Origin of the sequence: Rhizobium sophorae, assembly GCF_013087515.1 — a bacterium.
Lineage (GTDB): Bacteria > Pseudomonadota > Alphaproteobacteria > Rhizobiales > Rhizobiaceae > Rhizobium > Rhizobium sophorae.
Genome location: NZ_JABFCN010000051.1, coordinates 12472 through 26646 on the forward strand (window position 1 = coordinate 12472; position 14175 = coordinate 26646).

14 protein-coding genes are annotated in these 14175 nt (G+C 62.1%); 12 read left to right on the top strand and 2 right to left on the bottom strand.

The annotated features are described in order from the left end of the window. The first annotated feature begins 6 nt into the window (after positions 1 to 6). Positions 7 to 159 (top strand): hypothetical protein, encoded by a 153-nt coding sequence (locus G9X64_RS28530; RefSeq protein ID WP_003544729.1) that lies wholly within the window; start codon positions 7 to 9, stop codon positions 157 to 159. A gap of 247 nt (positions 160 to 406) precedes the next feature. On the opposite strand, the gene G9X64_RS28535 is transcribed toward G9X64_RS28530, so the two are convergent. Next, on the bottom strand, positions 407 to 1204 hold the full coding sequence (locus tag G9X64_RS28535) for an undecaprenyl-diphosphate phosphatase (RefSeq protein ID WP_168308008.1): 798 nt from the start codon (positions 1202 to 1204) through the stop codon (positions 407 to 409). A 230-nt stretch (positions 1205 to 1434) separates the two neighbouring features. Between G9X64_RS28535 and G9X64_RS28540 the strand changes: the two genes are divergently transcribed. The 9 genes from G9X64_RS28540 (at position 1435) to G9X64_RS28580 (ending at position 11632) form a co-directional block, all read left to right on the top strand. After that, on the top strand, positions 1435 to 2127 hold the full coding sequence (locus G9X64_RS28540) for a glutathione S-transferase family protein (protein WP_003544722.1): 693 nt from the start codon (positions 1435 to 1437) through the stop codon (positions 2125 to 2127). A gap of 12 nt (positions 2128 to 2139) precedes the next feature. After that, positions 2140 to 3297, top strand: coding sequence for a tRNA epoxyqueuosine(34) reductase QueG (gene queG, locus G9X64_RS28545; protein WP_168308009.1), 1158 nt, complete (start codon positions 2140 to 2142; stop codon positions 3295 to 3297). Beyond that, positions 3297 to 4166, top strand: a complete 870-nt coding sequence (locus tag G9X64_RS28550) for an SDR family oxidoreductase (protein WP_168308010.1) — start codon at positions 3297 to 3299, stop codon at positions 4164 to 4166. The genes queG and G9X64_RS28550 overlap by 1 nt, the downstream gene beginning before the upstream one ends. A 407-nt stretch (positions 4167 to 4573) precedes the next feature. Then, positions 4574 to 4936: a septal ring lytic transglycosylase RlpA family protein gene (locus G9X64_RS28555; protein WP_018244428.1), complete on the top strand. Its 363-nt coding sequence runs from the start codon at positions 4574 to 4576 to the stop codon at positions 4934 to 4936. A gap of 144 nt (positions 4937 to 5080) precedes the next feature. Further along, on the top strand, positions 5081 to 6370 hold the full coding sequence (locus G9X64_RS28560; protein ID WP_171377855.1) for an RsmB/NOP family class I SAM-dependent RNA methyltransferase: 1290 nt from the start codon (positions 5081 to 5083) through the stop codon (positions 6368 to 6370). A 214-nt stretch (positions 6371 to 6584) separates the two neighbouring features. After that, on the top strand, positions 6585 to 7862 hold the full coding sequence (locus tag G9X64_RS28565) for an imelysin family protein (protein WP_168308012.1): 1278 nt from the start codon (positions 6585 to 6587) through the stop codon (positions 7860 to 7862). A 47-nt stretch (positions 7863 to 7909) separates the two neighbouring features. Further along, entirely contained in the window at positions 7910 to 9448 is a 1539-nt protein-coding gene (locus tag G9X64_RS28570) for a di-heme oxidoreductase family protein (protein WP_168308013.1), read from the top strand. After that, complete coding sequence (locus G9X64_RS28575) at positions 9448 to 10548, top strand: imelysin family protein (protein ID WP_168308014.1); 1101 nt, start codon at positions 9448 to 9450, stop codon at positions 10546 to 10548. The genes G9X64_RS28570 and G9X64_RS28575 overlap by 1 nt, the downstream gene beginning before the upstream one ends. 4 nt (positions 10549 to 10552) lie before the next feature. Beyond that, positions 10553 to 11632: a DUF1513 domain-containing protein gene (locus tag G9X64_RS28580; RefSeq protein ID WP_168308015.1), complete on the top strand. Its 1080-nt coding sequence runs from the start codon at positions 10553 to 10555 to the stop codon at positions 11630 to 11632. 56 nt (positions 11633 to 11688) lie between these two features. Here the strand turns inward: G9X64_RS28580 and G9X64_RS28585 are convergent, their stop codons facing one another. After that, complete coding sequence (locus G9X64_RS28585; protein ID WP_168308016.1) at positions 11689 to 12765, bottom strand: DUF2252 family protein; 1077 nt, start codon at positions 12763 to 12765, stop codon at positions 11689 to 11691. A gap of 267 nt (positions 12766 to 13032) precedes the next feature. Between G9X64_RS28585 and G9X64_RS28590 the strand changes: the two genes are divergently transcribed. Then, on the top strand, positions 13033 to 13482 hold the full coding sequence (locus G9X64_RS28590) for a PaaI family thioesterase (protein ID WP_003544704.1): 450 nt from the start codon (positions 13033 to 13035) through the stop codon (positions 13480 to 13482). Further along, entirely contained in the window at positions 13479 to 14117 is a 639-nt protein-coding gene (locus G9X64_RS28595; protein WP_168308017.1) for a 5'-methylthioadenosine/S-adenosylhomocysteine nucleosidase, read from the top strand. The genes G9X64_RS28590 and G9X64_RS28595 overlap by 4 nt, the downstream gene beginning before the upstream one ends. Positions 14118 to 14175 lie beyond the last annotated feature (58 nt).

Genomic DNA, 14175 nt, shown 5'->3' on the forward strand with positions numbered 1-14175 from the left:
TTCTCAATGGGCAAGTCAATCGCGCTCCTGTTTGCGTGTGCGGCGCTGGTTATCCTTGCAGGCTCTTTCGTTGCGCCCGGTTCGGTCGCGGCGGTAAAGGGCGATTGCTCGCCGGCCTACGGCGTCGATCCTTGCTCTACGGCTTCGATCATCCATTGACGAAAAGGCCGGCCCTGCGCCGGCATCCTGCTCCAAGCAAGCAGTCGATCGGAACGCCTTAAACAGCGCGCTCCACAATGAACGTCAGCCATGCCTGCTTCAAGCGGCGGCGGACGCTTATCTTCTCAATATCGCCTATCTGAAAGATTGGCGGCTTCTGCCGGCAACAGAGTGTCTGTTCGCGGAGTCCGACGGGGCATTTGCATTCGCGCCGGGAGTTGCGCGAATGCAATGCGGGACGGGTGTCTCAGGCAATGAAGCCGGTCGCTGCCATGCCAAGCAGCAAAACACCGAGAATGATGCGGTAGATGGCAAACAGCGTAAACCGGTTGCTTCTGATATAGGCCAGCAGCCATTTGACGGCGATGAAAGCGACGATCGTGGACACGACGAAGGCGATGCCGAGCGCCGTCCAGTCTTCGCCCGCCGCTCCGCCATCCCTGAACGTCTTCAGCAATTCATAGCCGCTTGCGGCGTACATTGTGGGTATGCCGACGAGAAAGGCGAATTCGGTCGCCGCGGCGCGGTTGCCCGTGCCTGCCAGCATGGCGACGAAGATCGTGGCGCCAGAGCGCGACGTTCCCGGGAAGACGCCGGCAACGATCTGGGCGATGCCGACCAGGATGGCGACAAGCCAGGTGATCTCTTTATGGGGCGGCCTGCGCGCAGCGGCCCACTCGGCAAAGATCATCCAGATACCGCCGATGATGAGCGCCCAGGCGATCGGTGTCGCGGTCTCCGGCAGTTCAAAGCCGAGCTTCTTGACGACCAGTCCGAGAATGGCGGTGATGAGAAAGGCGACGATCAGCTTGGCGGCATAATCGCGATTGGCAGGGTCGCGCCAGCCAAGCACCAGATCCACCAGACGACGCCAGTAAATGATGGTGACGGCGAGGATGGCGCCCGCCTGAATGACGATGTTGAACATGTCCGACCGGTGGCCGAGCCATTGTTCCGCAATGATCAGGTGGCCGGTGCTCGAGATCGGCAGAAACTCGGTGATCCCCTCTATGATACCGAGAATGATAGCACTGATATAATCCATACATTGTCTCCGGTTTAAAGTTCGGCCGGGCCTGAGCGCTTGGGTCGATCAGGCCGCCGCTTCCATTCGTTCATTAGACCGTGTTTCGCCATCGTCAGATGGGGTAAAATCCGATTCGCTTGTATTGGCGGGGCCAAGCTCCTATAGCTTCAACCAATGAGTCATGACTAGGGCGCTATAATTGAGCTGCCCCACAGTCCTGTAACAGCAATCACAAAGCTCGAGTATCGATGCCCACGCTTTATCATCATCCCATGTCATCCGCATCTCGCTTCGTCCGGCTGATCCTGGCGGAATACGGCTATCAGGCGGATCTGATCGAGGAGCAGACATGGGAGAAACGCCGGGATTTCCTGGCGCTCAATCCGGCCGGCACGCTGCCGGTCTATGTCGACGACAGCATGCGCGCGCTCTGCGGCGCGAGCGTCATTTCCGAATATCTGGACGAGACGCACGGCGTCTTGAAGCGCGACCGGCGGCTGCTCGCCGAAGACCCTTTCCAGCGGGCGGAAATCCGCCGGCTGACCGAATGGTTCATGCAGAAGATGGAAAACGACGTGACCAAGCCGCTCGCCCGCGAGCGTGTCTATAAGTTGCAGATGACCGCCGATCAGGGCGGTGGAGCGCCGGATTCGAAGGTTCTGCGCACGGCCCGCGCGAATATCCGCCAGCATATGCGCTATCTCACCTGGCTTGCCGGCTCGCGTCAGTGGCTGGCGGGCGAACGGATGAGCTATGCCGACCTTGCCGCCGCGGCCTCGATCTCGATCCTCGATTATCTCGGCGAGATCGAGTGGGCGGATTCGCCCGTCGTCAAGGACTGGTACCAGCGGCTGAAGTCGCGTCCATCCTTCCGGCCGATGCTGACCGAGCGCGTGCGCGGCCTGACGCCGGTTTCACACTATGCCGATCTGGATTTCTGACGAGGGCTCTTCATGCCCGAAGCTGACAATGACGACAAAGAGCGCCGCCGCCGCGACAATTTGACCGAGTTCGTCCGGGCGGAATCTGCCGCCAAGGGCTTCGATCTCTGCCGCATCACGCGACCGGACGCGATCCCCGAAGCCAAGGAGCGTCTCGGCCAATTCATCGATGCCGGGCGCCACGGGACGATGGACTGGATGGCGGAGACGCGCGACCGGCGCGGCGATCCACGCACGCTGTGGAGCGAGGTGCGCTCCGTCGTCGTCTTCGGCCTCAACTACGCCCCGGAAGAAGATCCCCGCGCTATCCTCGACAAGCCGGACAAGGCAGCGATTTCCGTCTATGCCCGCAACCGCGATTATCACGACGTCATCAAGGGCCGGCTGAAGGAAATCGCCACGCGCTTTGCGGCGCGGGCGGGCGCCGATGTGAAGGTCTTCGTCGATACGGCGCCTGTCATGGAGAAGCCATTGGCGGCGGCGGCCGGGCTCGGCTGGCAGGGCAAACACACCAATCTCGTCAGCCGCGTTCATGGCTCCTGGCTGTTCCTCGGCACGATGTTCACCACCGCAGATCTTGTGGTCGACGCGCCTGAGAGCGATCATTGCGGCTCCTGCCGCGCCTGTCTCGACATCTGTCCGACGGCTGCCTTCCCGGCGCCTTACCAGATCGACGCGCGGCGCTGCATCTCCTATCTCACCATCGAGCACAAGGGACCGATCGACGCCGATCTGCGCGTGCTGATCGGCAACCGCATCTATGGCTGCGACGACTGTCTTGCCGCCTGTCCCTGGAACAAGTTCGCAAGCTCCGCCTCCGAGATGAAGCTCAAGGCGCGGGAAGATCTGAAGGAGCCGTCGATCGCCTTTCTGCTGACACTCGACGAGGCCGCCTTCCGTGCCTTTTTCAGCGGCTCCCCGGTGAAGCGGATCGGCCGCGACCGTTTCGTCCGCAATGTGCTGATCGCCGCCGGCAATTCCGGCGAGAAAGGGCTCATCGGGCAATGTCGAATGCTTTCGGGCGATCCCTCACCCGTGGTACGCGGCATGGCGGTCTGGGCGCTTTCGCGGCTGATGGAGGCTGGCGAATTCTCAGTCTTTGCCGCACAAAGGGCGGATGAGAGAGATGACGACGTCCTGAACGAATGGCGATTGGCGGGAGTGGGCTGATGCATGTGATGATCTTTGGCTGCGGTTATTCCGGCACGGCAATCGCCAAGGCCTTTGCCGGCGACGGCGTGCGCGTTTCCGGCACGACGCGCTCGCCAGACAAGATGGAAGCGCTTAGCCGGAACGGCATAGCGGCATTCCTTTTCGACGGCGAGAGCATGGAAGACGGGTTGCGCCAGGCTTTGGACGGCGTTACCCATCTGGTGCAGTCGATCGCCCCTGGAAAGGCCGACCCGCTGCTGCGGCTGCTTGGTAAAGACAGCGCACGCCTGCTGCCAAAGCTCGAATGGATCGGTTATCTCTCCACCGTCGGCGTCTATGGCGATCACAAGGGCGCCTGGGTGAGTGAGGAAACGCCGTGCGTGCCCGTTTCCGGGCGATCGAAGGAGCGGCTCGAGGCGGAAGAGGGCTGGCTGGCAATGGGCCAGGAACGCGGCGTGCCGGCGGCGGTGCTGCGCCTTTCCGGCATCTATGGGCCGGGCCGCAACGCCTTCTGCAATCTGGACAAGGGCACGGCGCGACGGCTGATCAAGAAGGACCAGGTGTTCAACCGCATCCGCGTCGAGGATATCGGTGCGGCGACACGCTTCCTGTCTGAGCGCGGTCTCGGCGGCATCTATAATGTCACCGACGACCGGCCCGGCCCGCCGCAGGATGTGATCGTCGAGGCAGCCCGCCTGATGGGCGTCGAACCGCCACCCGAGCAGGCGTTCGAGACCGCCGAACTGACGCCGATGGCACGCTCCTTCTATGGCGAGAACAAACGCATCTCGAATGCGAAACTCAAGGCCACCGGCTTCGAATTCTCCTTCCCGAACTATCCGATGTCGCTTGCGCAATTGTGGCAGCACGGGCGCTGGCGTGGTTAGAACGCAGTCTTGTTTGCGACGGATGCACTCACCCAAAATGAGTAGGAAATTCCTACTTTCCCGCTTTGGCCGGACAATTTTCGCCGCATCTTATGGTTAACGGCCTTTAAATTTGCCCAAATGTGGCAACAAATATGGCGAAATCGGAAAAATATTTTCGCGATTTTCGTGAACGCCAAGGCGTTAACTATCCCTTCGGAAAATTCGTTCGGATTTTAGCTGATTTTATTAGGTTTTTTCCACATTTGGCGGTGGCATGGATTCCTGAGATTCCATCACCGCGCTCACGAATATTACAGATTGTAATATTCCGTGAACTTGTCCGGCACTTTTTCGCCACTTTTTCACAGATTTAAGCCCCCGCCGCCTGCAAGGGCGTGAGCTCAATAGTTGAGGGATACTCTGTTTTGAAGAAAATACGCCGTTCTATTATCGTCGCCGCAACTATTGCCGCCTGTTCTTCCATGCTTCCGGCGGAAGGTTTTGCTGCAAATGGCTGTGGCGGTGCTTCATGGTACGCACTTCGCTCCAAAACTGCTTCCGGGGAACGTATGAACCCTGCCATCTTGACTGCCGCACATCGTTCGCTTGCTTTCGGCACCAAGGTGAAGGTCACCAACCGCAACAATGGCCGCACCGTCGTCGTTCGCATCAACGATCGTGGTCCGTTCATCCGCGGTCGTGTGATCGACTTGTCGCGCGCCGCCGCCCAGAATATCGGCATGGTGAGCTCCGGCACTGCGAAGGTCTGCTACCAGGTCATCAGCTGAGGCCACCACTGACTGCGCCGGAAGCGGCGCTTGCTCTTGCCGTCAATCGCGGTTACCACCCGGTTGAGACTTGTGAACAATCCACTGCGTGACCATCGCGTTTTCGCTGGTCGTTCACATGCCACGGCAACAGGAGACATGTGAATGCGTCTGGGCGGCCGCCTCGAAGGGGCGATTTCTGTGCTCGCGGACATCGATGCCCGCAAGCGGCCCGTCGCCGACGCGCTGAAGGACTGGGGCCTCGCGCACCGCTTCGCCGGCTCCGGCGATCGTGCAGCGATCGGCAACATCGTCTATGACGCACTGCGCATGCGGCTTTCCCATGCCTGGCTGATGGATGACGACAGTGCCGCGGCCATTGCCCATGCCGTCATGTTCCGCCAATGGGGTTTCACCCCGGATAGCCTTGCCAGTGAGCTGGCGGATGAAAAGTTTGCGCCGGCGCCGCTCTCGGCCGACGCTGTTGCGGCCTTTCAAAGCCGCTCGCTCGACGATGCGCCGCCGCATATCCGCGGCGATATTCCCGAATGGGTCCAATCCTCCTTCGAACAGGCCTTTGGCGCCGGCTGGCTCGCCGAGGCACAGGCGCTCGCCGCCCGCCCGACGCTCGATCTGCGCGCCAACCTGCTCAAAGCCTCCCGCGACAAGGTCGTCAAGGCGCTCGAAAGAGCCCACGCGCATGCAGCAAAGATCGCCCGCCACGGCATCCGGATTGCCGCCGGCGAAGGCGCCTCGCGTCTTCCCAACGTGACAGCCGGGCTTTCGTTCCAGAAAGGCTGGTTCGAAGTTCAGGACGAGGGATCGCAGATCGTCGCCGACCTGGTGCTCGCCCATGATGGCGAGCAAGTTCTCGACTATTGCGCCGGCGGTGGCGGCAAGACGCTCGCCATGGCGGCGGCCATGCAGAACAAGGGACAGGTTCACGCCTATGACGCCGACCGCAAACGGCTGGCGCCGATCATCGAGCGGCTGAAGCGAGCGGGCACACGCAATGTCCAGGTGCATGACGACGCCAAGGCGCTCTCCGCCCTCGCCGGACGCTGCGACAAGGTGCTGGTCGACGCGCCCTGCACCGGCACCGGCACGTGGCGCCGCCGCCCCGATACGAAGTGGCGGCTGACGGCCAAGAACCTCGACGAACGCACCGCCCAGCAGCAGGACGCGCTGGCGCAGGCGAGCGGCTTCGTCAAGCCCGGCGGCGATCTGATCTACGTGACCTGCTCGGTGCTGCCCCAGGAAAACGAGGAGCAGGCGCGCCGCTTCACGGCCGCCAATCCTGATTTTCAGATCGTCAGCGCCCTGCCTGCTTGGGATCAGCTCTTCGGAAAGGACGCCCCGCGTCCGCATTCTTCCGACGGACTGACGGTGACGCTGACGCCCGCCTCCACCGACACGGACGGCTTCTTCTTCTGTCGTATGCAGCGGAAGGGCTGAGGCGGTTTCGCGGAGGCCTGTGACGGATAGCGATGCCGCAGCGAAATGGCGCGGTTGCTGCGAATTTTTCAAGCAGATACCGTTCAAAAACGACCGGTTAGCCGCGCCTGTCCATTCTTAAAATCATTCCAAACTAGAGTGTTTGACACCAGTTTGCTTTTGCGCGAAGAGACGGAGCCCGATTAGACGGAAAATCCCGTCACAGGAGAGGATCATGAAGCTCAACCGCAAATTCCGCGCAGCCGTGCTGGCGATCGCCCCCGCAGCCCTGCTCGCCCTTCCCGCGCATGCCGAGACCGATGCTGCTAGCGTGGTGAAACACTACGCCGACGTGGCGCATGCGAAATACGAGGACTCGCTGACGACGGCCAAGGCGCTCGACGCCGCGATCGACGCCTTCCTTAAGGCGCCAACCGATGCGACGCTCAAGGCCGCCAGGGAGGCCTGGATCAAGGCGCGTGTCCCCTACCAGCAGACGGAAGTCTATCGCTTCGGCAATCCGATCGTCGACGACTGGGAAGGCAGGGTCAATGCGTGGCCGCTCGATGAAGGCCTGATCGACTATGTCGATGCTTCCTACGGCACCGAGAGCGACGAGAATTCTCTCTATGTGGCCAATGTCATCGCCAACAAGACGATCAAGATCGACGGCAAGGACGTCGACGCCTCCAAGCTGACGCCGGAATTCCTCTCCGGCACGCTGGCCGAGGCCGGCGGCATCGAAGCCAATGTCGCGACCGGCTATCACGCCATCGAATTCCTGCTTTGGGGTCAGGATCTGAACGGCACGGGTCCCGGCGCCGGCGACCGCCCGGCAACCGATTACGACCTCAAGAACTGCACGCACGGCAATTGCGACCGCCGCGCCGAATATCTGAAGTCCGCCTCCACCCTGCTCGTTTCCGATCTGCAGGAAATGACCGACAACTGGAAGCCGGATGGTGCCGCGACGAAGAACGTCGAAACCGATCCGAAGGCCGGCCTCGTGGCGATCCTGACCGGCATGGGTTCGCTTTCCTACGGCGAGCTTGCCGGCGAGCGCATGAAGCTCGGCCTGCTGCTGCACGATCCGGAAGAAGAGCATGATTGCTTCTCGGACAATACCTACAACTCGCATCTCAACGACGCGATCGGCATCGCTGCCGCCTATACCGGCAACTATACCCGCGTCGACGGCAGCAAGCTCAGCGGCCCATCGCTGCACGATCTGGTAGCCGCCAAGGACAAGGCGCTCGATGCCGAAGTGGACGGCAAGCTCAACAAGACGCTCGATGCGATGAATGCCATGGCAAAGCGCGGCGAGACGGTCGAAAAGTACGACCAGATGATCGGCGAAGGCAACAAGGAAGGCAACGCCGTCGTCCAGGCCGCCATCGACGGGCTGATCGACCAGACGAAATCGGTGCAGCGCGTTATTGCCGCACTCGATCTCGGCACGGTTCAGCTTGAAGGTTCCGACAGCTTGGATAATCCTAACGCCGTCTTCAAATAAGCAAAAAGGCGGGCCGCTTCGACAGCCGGAGCGGCCCGGACCCTGAAATGTCGCATGCCCCGGCCCGCCGATTTTTCGCCAGCGTAGCGCTCTGCGCCACGCTTGCCGGTTTTTCCGTCAGCATCGCCGCCGGTTTCGACCTGCCGAGGAAACGCACCGACCTCTCCGAGGCCGATCTGAAACGTGTCGCCGATGTGACGCGGCCGACGGCGGATTTTTCCAAGGTCGAACAATACGAAGCCATGCAGGCGGGTGCGACGACCTCGATCGACCCTGTCACCGCAGACAGCTTCTCGCATATTTCGGCCAACATCCCTTTCGACGAAGAGCAGAATTTCAAGCTCGGCAATGCGCTCTTCCGCAAGCTCTGGGTGTCCGCTCCCTCCTCGACGCAGGCTTCCGATGGTCTCGGGCCGCTGTTCAACGCCCGCTCCTGCATGAGCTGCCATGTCAATGACGGCCGCGGTAAACCGCCGGAGGGAGGCCCGAGCGCCACCTCGATGTTGCTGCGGCTTTCCCGCGCCGCCACGACGCGGGAGGACGAAAAGGCCATCGCGCAGGCTGATGTCGTCAATTTTCCCGATCCGGTCTACGGCCATCAGTTGCAGGATCTCGCCGTCCCCGGGCTTGCCGCCGAAGGGAAAATGGCGATCAGCTACCGCGAAGAGAGGGTGACGCTCGGCGACGGCGAGACCGTGTCGCTGCGCCGGCCGAGTTATGCGGTGACGAACCTTGGCTATGGGCCGCTCGACCCCGCGACGACGACTTCGCCGCGTGTCGCCTCGGCGATGATCGGCCTCGGACTGATCGAGGCCATTCCCGAAGCCGATATCCTTGCCCATGCCGATCCGGACGATGCCGACGGCGACGGCATTTCGGGGAAGGCGGCGATCGTGCGCGACCATCGCAGCGGCAAGATCGCCCTCGGCCGCTTCGGCTGGAAGGCGCAGAACGCCACGGTGCGCGACCAGAGTGCCGATGCCTTTGCCAACGATATCGGCATCTCGACGCCCGATCACCCGGATGCGCAGGGCGATTGCACCAAGGCGGAAGAGAAATGCCTCGATATGCCGACCGGCGTGCAGAAACGGTTGGGCGCAGAAGAAGCGCCAGGTCCCATTCTCGACCTCGTCACCTTCTATTCCGGAAATCTTGCCGTTCCGGCACGGCGCAAGGCGAGTTTCCCCGAGACGCTGCAGGGCAAGCGGATCTTCTACGAAAGCGGCTGCATTTCCTGCCACGTGCCGAAATTCGTCACCCGGCGGGATGCGCCCGACAAAGCGCAGTCCTTCCAGCTGATCTGGCCCTATTCCGACTTTCTTCTGCATGACATGGGCGACGGGCTTGCCGACGGGCAGCAGGTCGGCCTTGCAAGCGGACGTGAATGGCGCACGCCGCCGCTATGGGGTATAGGACTGACCCGGACTGTCAGCGGACACAGCTTTTTCCTGCATGACGGCCGTGCGCGGAGCCTCACCGAAGCGATCCTCTGGCATGGCGGCGAAGCTGAAAAGGCCCGCAACGCTTTCTCCTCCCTGCCGAAAGACGACAGGGCGGCCCTGATTACATTCCTGGAGTCACTTTGATGCGCCTTTGGCACCCCCTGCTCTGCCTTACTCTGATCGGCCTCGCTACATCCGCGGCCGCCCAGACGGCCACTCCCCCGGCAGGGCTGAACGAGGATGCCGTTCCCGCCGTCATGCAGCGCGCCGTCGACGAGGTGATCCGTCCCGGCTATCGCAACATGCAGCAATCGGCCGCCCGGCTGACGACGGCGATGAAGGATCTTTGCGCCGACGGCACGCAGCAGACGCTCGACAAAGCGAAGTCCACCTTCGACGACACGATCCGCTATTGGTCGATCATCGAGATCGTCCAGACCGGGCCTGTTATCCAGGACAATCTCTTCGAGCACATCCTGTTTTATCCCGACCGCAAGGGCGTCGGCCTCAAGCAGGTGCAGGCGCTGATCGCCAAGGCCGATCCGAACGATGCGACCGTTGATGCGATCGCCGGCAAGAGTGTTGCGTTGCAAGGGCTGACGGCGCTGGAATACGTGCTTTACGGCAATGGCTCCGACGATCTTGTCGGGCAGAAGGGCAGTTTCCGCTGCCTTTACGGCCAGGCGGTCGCCGGCAATATCCAGCGTGAGGCCGGCGAAGTCGTCGCCGCCTGGGAAAAGCCCGACGGCGTGCAGGCGAGCTGGAAACATCCAGGCCCGCAGAGCAATGATTTCATGGACAACAAGGAAGCGGTGACGGCGCTGCTCGGCATTCTCGTCCATGGCGCGGAGAATGTCCGCGACCAGCGGCTGGAGCAGTTCTACAAGGGCAAGGACACCACGCCACGGCCGCGCATGGCGATCTACTGGCGCTCCAAGAATACCTGGAAATCGATGGCCGCCAATCTGGAGGGCCTGCGCACGCTCTGGCAGAAGGCCGGCATGGCCGAACTTCTGCCGCCGGACAAGCAGCCGATTGCCGCCGCGATCGACGAGGACTTCAAATCGCTGCTCGACAGCGTACCGAAGCTCAATCCCGACATCGACGTCGCCACAAGCGATGCGGAGAAGGCCAAGCTCGATACGCTGCTTGCCGAAAGCCGCGACCTGATCACCCGGATCAGCGACGAATATGGCGCAGCCATCGGCCTTTCGGCCGGCTTTTCCTTTTCGGACGGAGACTGAGACGATGATGCAAAGTGCCGCAATCGACCGACGCAACTTCGTCAAGGCGGCCGGCCTTGGCTTCCTTGCTTCTTTGGCGCCGAGGTCGCTGATGGCACTCGAGCGGACCGATGCGGTCTATGCCTCGGGCATTCGGGCAGCCGACGGCTCCTTTGCCATTGCGACCGTGACCGAGCGCGGCGAGATCGTCGATCAGGTGGCGCTTCCCGCCCGCGCCCACGGCATGGCCTTCAGCGCCAGTACCGGCAAGACTGTCGCCTTCGCGCGCCGGCCCGGCACCTATGCGATGATCTTCGATCCCTGGAACAAAAGCGAGCCGATCGTCATCAGCTCCAGGGAAGACCGGCATTTCTACGGCCACGGCGCCTTCTCTCCTGACGGTCGTTTGCTCTACGCCAGCGAGAACGACTTCGACGGCAATCGCGGCATGATCGGCCTCTACGACGCCACGAACCGCTTCACCCGCATCGGCGAATTCGAAACCTACGGCATCGGTCCGCACGACATGACGGTGTCGGATGACGGACGCCTTCTCATCGTCGCCAATGGCGGCATCGAGACACATCCGGATTTCGGCCGCACCAAGCTCAATCTCGGGGAAATGCAGCCGTCGCTGGCGCTGATCGATGCGGCAACCGGTGCGCTGGTCGAAAAACATGTGCTGCCGGCGGAATGGGCAGAACTCTCCACCCGCCACGTCGATCTCGACGGCGAGGGCCGCATCTGGTTCGCCTGCCAGTATGAAGGCCACCGCAAGGATTTGCCGCCGCTCGTCGGCCATTTCGCCAAAGGCGAGAATCTTACCTTCATCGACCTGCCTGAGGAGACGACGCGCAGGCTTGCCAATTATGTCGGAGCGATCGCCGTCAATCGCAGGGAGGGCCTCGTCGGCATCACCTCGCCGAAGGGCGGCGCCTCGGTGACCATCGACGCTAGGACGGGCAAAATGCTGGCCGAGACTTCCGTTCCGGATGCGGCAGGCATCGCCCCGGCAAGAAGCGGCTTTGCCGTCTCCTCCTATGACGGCGATTTCCTGTCGACCCGCAGCGACGTCGCCTGGGATCAGCACATCGTGCGGATCTAAATCAGAGAAGCGCAATTCCGGACGCAAAACCGCTGCACACTTTTGCTGGAATTGCTTTAGCCGGCGCGGGAATAGGCTTTCTGCTCGGCGCTGACGCTCGATGCCGCGGCCCTTGCCGCCTCGTGCAGCCATTCGTTTCCCCGTGCCGCCAAGTCCTTCAGGATCGCCGCAGCCGCCGCCGCATCGTCGGAATGGCAATTGGCGATCTCGAAGCCCATCAGCTCGAGCATCGTCGGCGAAAGCAGGATCTCCGGATGCCGGTCGATTTCGATCTTGCAGCTGTTCGGCGAGAGCCGACGCACGAGGATGCGGCCGGAGACCCGGTAGTGCGGATCGGCTGAGCGCGCCCGCCCATTGGCGATCTCACTTGCATGGATCGCCACATCCCGTGGCCTGTGGCGAAGCGACCAGGCGGACGGCACCAGCGCCTTTGCCTCGCGCAGCACCGGTCCACCCTGCCATTCGGCATAGACGACGAAACGCGGCCGGCCGAGGCTGCCGGTGCCGCCGCTGCGCGGCTTCGCCACGAAAGGTCCTGATCCCAACGGCAGCGCGTCTGCGAGCGCCTTGACATAGGCTGATGGTGCCGGCTTCTTGCCGGTCTGCAACATTTCGTATTTCTCCCAGAACTCCCGGCGTTCGGAATTCGGCAGCAGCAGCGCCTTGCGCAGCCATTTGTGGTCGCGCTCGAGGATGACGGGCAGTGGATTTTCAAGGCCCCGGCGATAACCGCTCAAGATTAATTCGCCGATCATGCGAACCGAGGGACCGTCACCTCCGCCGGCCAGGACGGCGCTTGCGGCAAGGCGAACGAGATCCAGCGCATAGGGCATCACCGCCGCGTCGTCGAAATCATTGACGCCCCAGACGAGCCGGCCCTCGACATCGCGCCAGGTGCCGAAATTCTCCAGATGCGTATCGCCGATCGCCAATACCCCGGGAGTGCGGCCGAGTTCCGGGCAGATGTCGAGGATGATCTCGCACCAGCGCCAATAGGTGGCGCGCAGGAAGACGAAATCGTCGCTCCGCATCTTCTCGTGCTTCTCCCGCAGATCGTCCTTGACGAGATCGTCGCCGAGTTCGCCGGCCAGCCAGGTCTCGAAATTTCGCACCGATTGCGATATCGTCGTCATGCTGGCGCTCCATCATTTCGCAACCCGATGCGGAGAATACGCGCACCGCGCGAAGCTGCAATCCTCTTCGCATCGGATCGCCACAATCCAGCGGTACTGGCCAGCGGTACCGGCCAGCCGTACCGGCTTGCACGGCGGCGGAAAGGTGAAGGGTTGCCCCGGCGACACGGTCCCGGGTTTCCATCGCCGCCCGGACCGATTTCAACAATGTCCAGCTTGTCGAATGCGGCGCGCCATGCCACTTTCGCGGCTGCAAGAGGGGCAGACATGAGCGAGACTGACAGGGGCGATTTCCGCGCGCGAATCCGCCGCAATTTTGCGCGGCAGGCGGCGATGGAGACAATCGGCGCGGAGTTGACGCGTGTTGAGCACGGCGTCGTCGAGATCGAGCTTCCCTTCGACGTCAAACTGACACAGCAGCACGGCATCCTACATGCGGGCATCATTTCCGCCGCGCTCGATTCGGCTTGCGGCTTTGCCGCCTATAGCGTCATCGACCCGGAAGCCTCGATCCTGACGATCGAGTTCAAGGTCAATCTCATGTCGCCGGGGCGTGGCGATCGTTTCCTGTTTCGCGGGGAAATCACCAAACCCGGCTCCACCATCATCGTCGCCGACGGGCGAGGCTACGCGATCAGCGACGGGCCGGCCAAACTCATCGCCTCCATGACCGGAACGATGATGGTGATCCGCGGTAGAGAGGGCATTACGGGATGAAGTTCGAACTGAAATCGGTCGCCGGGAAATCCATCCTTTTCGTCATGGCGGCGGAGGCCGAATACGGTCCCTTCCTGCGCTCGCGCATCGAACCTTTGATGACCGGCGTCGGCCCGGTCGAGGCGGCCATCGCGCTGAGCAAGACATTGGCGCGGCTGGATGCAGCCGACGACCTGCCCGATCTCGTCGTGTCCCTCGGCTCGGCCGGCTCCGCGAAACTGGAGCAGACCGAAATCTATCAGGTGACCTCGGTTTCCTACCGCGACATGGACGCCTCACCGCTCGGCTTCGAAAAGGGCAAGACACCCTTTCTCGACCTCCCGGCAACGCTCGAGCTGCCGCTGCGCATTCCCGGCATTGCCGAAGCAAGCCTTTCCACCGGCGGCAACATCATCTCAGGCGCCGCCTATACCAATATCGACGCCGACATGGTCGATATGGAGACCTATGCGGTGCTGCGCGCCTGCCAGGGCTACAAGCTGCCGCTGATCGGCCTTCGCGGCATTTCCGACGGCGCCGTCGAACTGCAGCATATTTCGGGCTGGACCGAATATCTGCACATCGTCGACCGCAAGCTCTCCTATGGCGTCGACAGCCTGTTCACGGCGCTGGAGGACGGGGTTTTCTGGTTCTGAGCCCTGAAGCGCCGCGCGCCTTGTCAGACGCGCGGGGGACAATCGGAACAATAAAAAC

Bases quoted from the DNA above. Each gene is read 5' to 3' on its own strand.
- G9X64_RS28595 (WP_168308017.1), top strand. From the start codon at position 13,479: ATGAAGTTCGAACTGAAATCGGTCGCCGGGAAATCCATCCTTTTCGTC.
- G9X64_RS28570 (WP_168308013.1), top strand. From the start codon at position 7,910: ATGTCGCATGCCCCGGCCCGCCGATTTTTCGCCAGCGTAGCGCTCTGC.
- G9X64_RS28575 (WP_168308014.1), top strand. From the start codon at position 9,448: ATGCGCCTTTGGCACCCCCTGCTCTGCCTTACTCTGATCGGCCTCGCT.
- G9X64_RS28580 (WP_168308015.1), top strand. From the start codon at position 10,553: ATGATGCAAAGTGCCGCAATCGACCGACGCAACTTCGTCAAGGCGGCC.
- G9X64_RS28585 (WP_168308016.1), bottom strand. From the start codon at position 12,765: ATGACGACGATATCGCAATCGGTGCGAAATTTCGAGACCTGGCTGGCC.
- G9X64_RS28530 (WP_003544729.1), top strand. From the start codon at position 7: ATGGGCAAGTCAATCGCGCTCCTGTTTGCGTGTGCGGCGCTGGTTATC.
- G9X64_RS28535 (WP_168308008.1), bottom strand. From the start codon at position 1,204: ATGGATTATATCAGTGCTATCATTCTCGGTATCATAGAGGGGATCACC.
- queG (WP_168308009.1), top strand. From the start codon at position 2,140: ATGCCCGAAGCTGACAATGACGACAAAGAGCGCCGCCGCCGCGACAAT.
- G9X64_RS28590 (WP_003544704.1), top strand. From the start codon at position 13,033: ATGAGCGAGACTGACAGGGGCGATTTCCGCGCGCGAATCCGCCGCAAT.
- G9X64_RS28540 (WP_003544722.1), top strand. From the start codon at position 1,435: ATGCCCACGCTTTATCATCATCCCATGTCATCCGCATCTCGCTTCGTC.
- G9X64_RS28560 (WP_171377855.1), top strand. From the start codon at position 5,081: ATGCGTCTGGGCGGCCGCCTCGAAGGGGCGATTTCTGTGCTCGCGGAC.
- G9X64_RS28565 (WP_168308012.1), top strand. From the start codon at position 6,585: ATGAAGCTCAACCGCAAATTCCGCGCAGCCGTGCTGGCGATCGCCCCC.
- G9X64_RS28550 (WP_168308010.1), top strand. From the start codon at position 3,297: ATGCATGTGATGATCTTTGGCTGCGGTTATTCCGGCACGGCAATCGCC.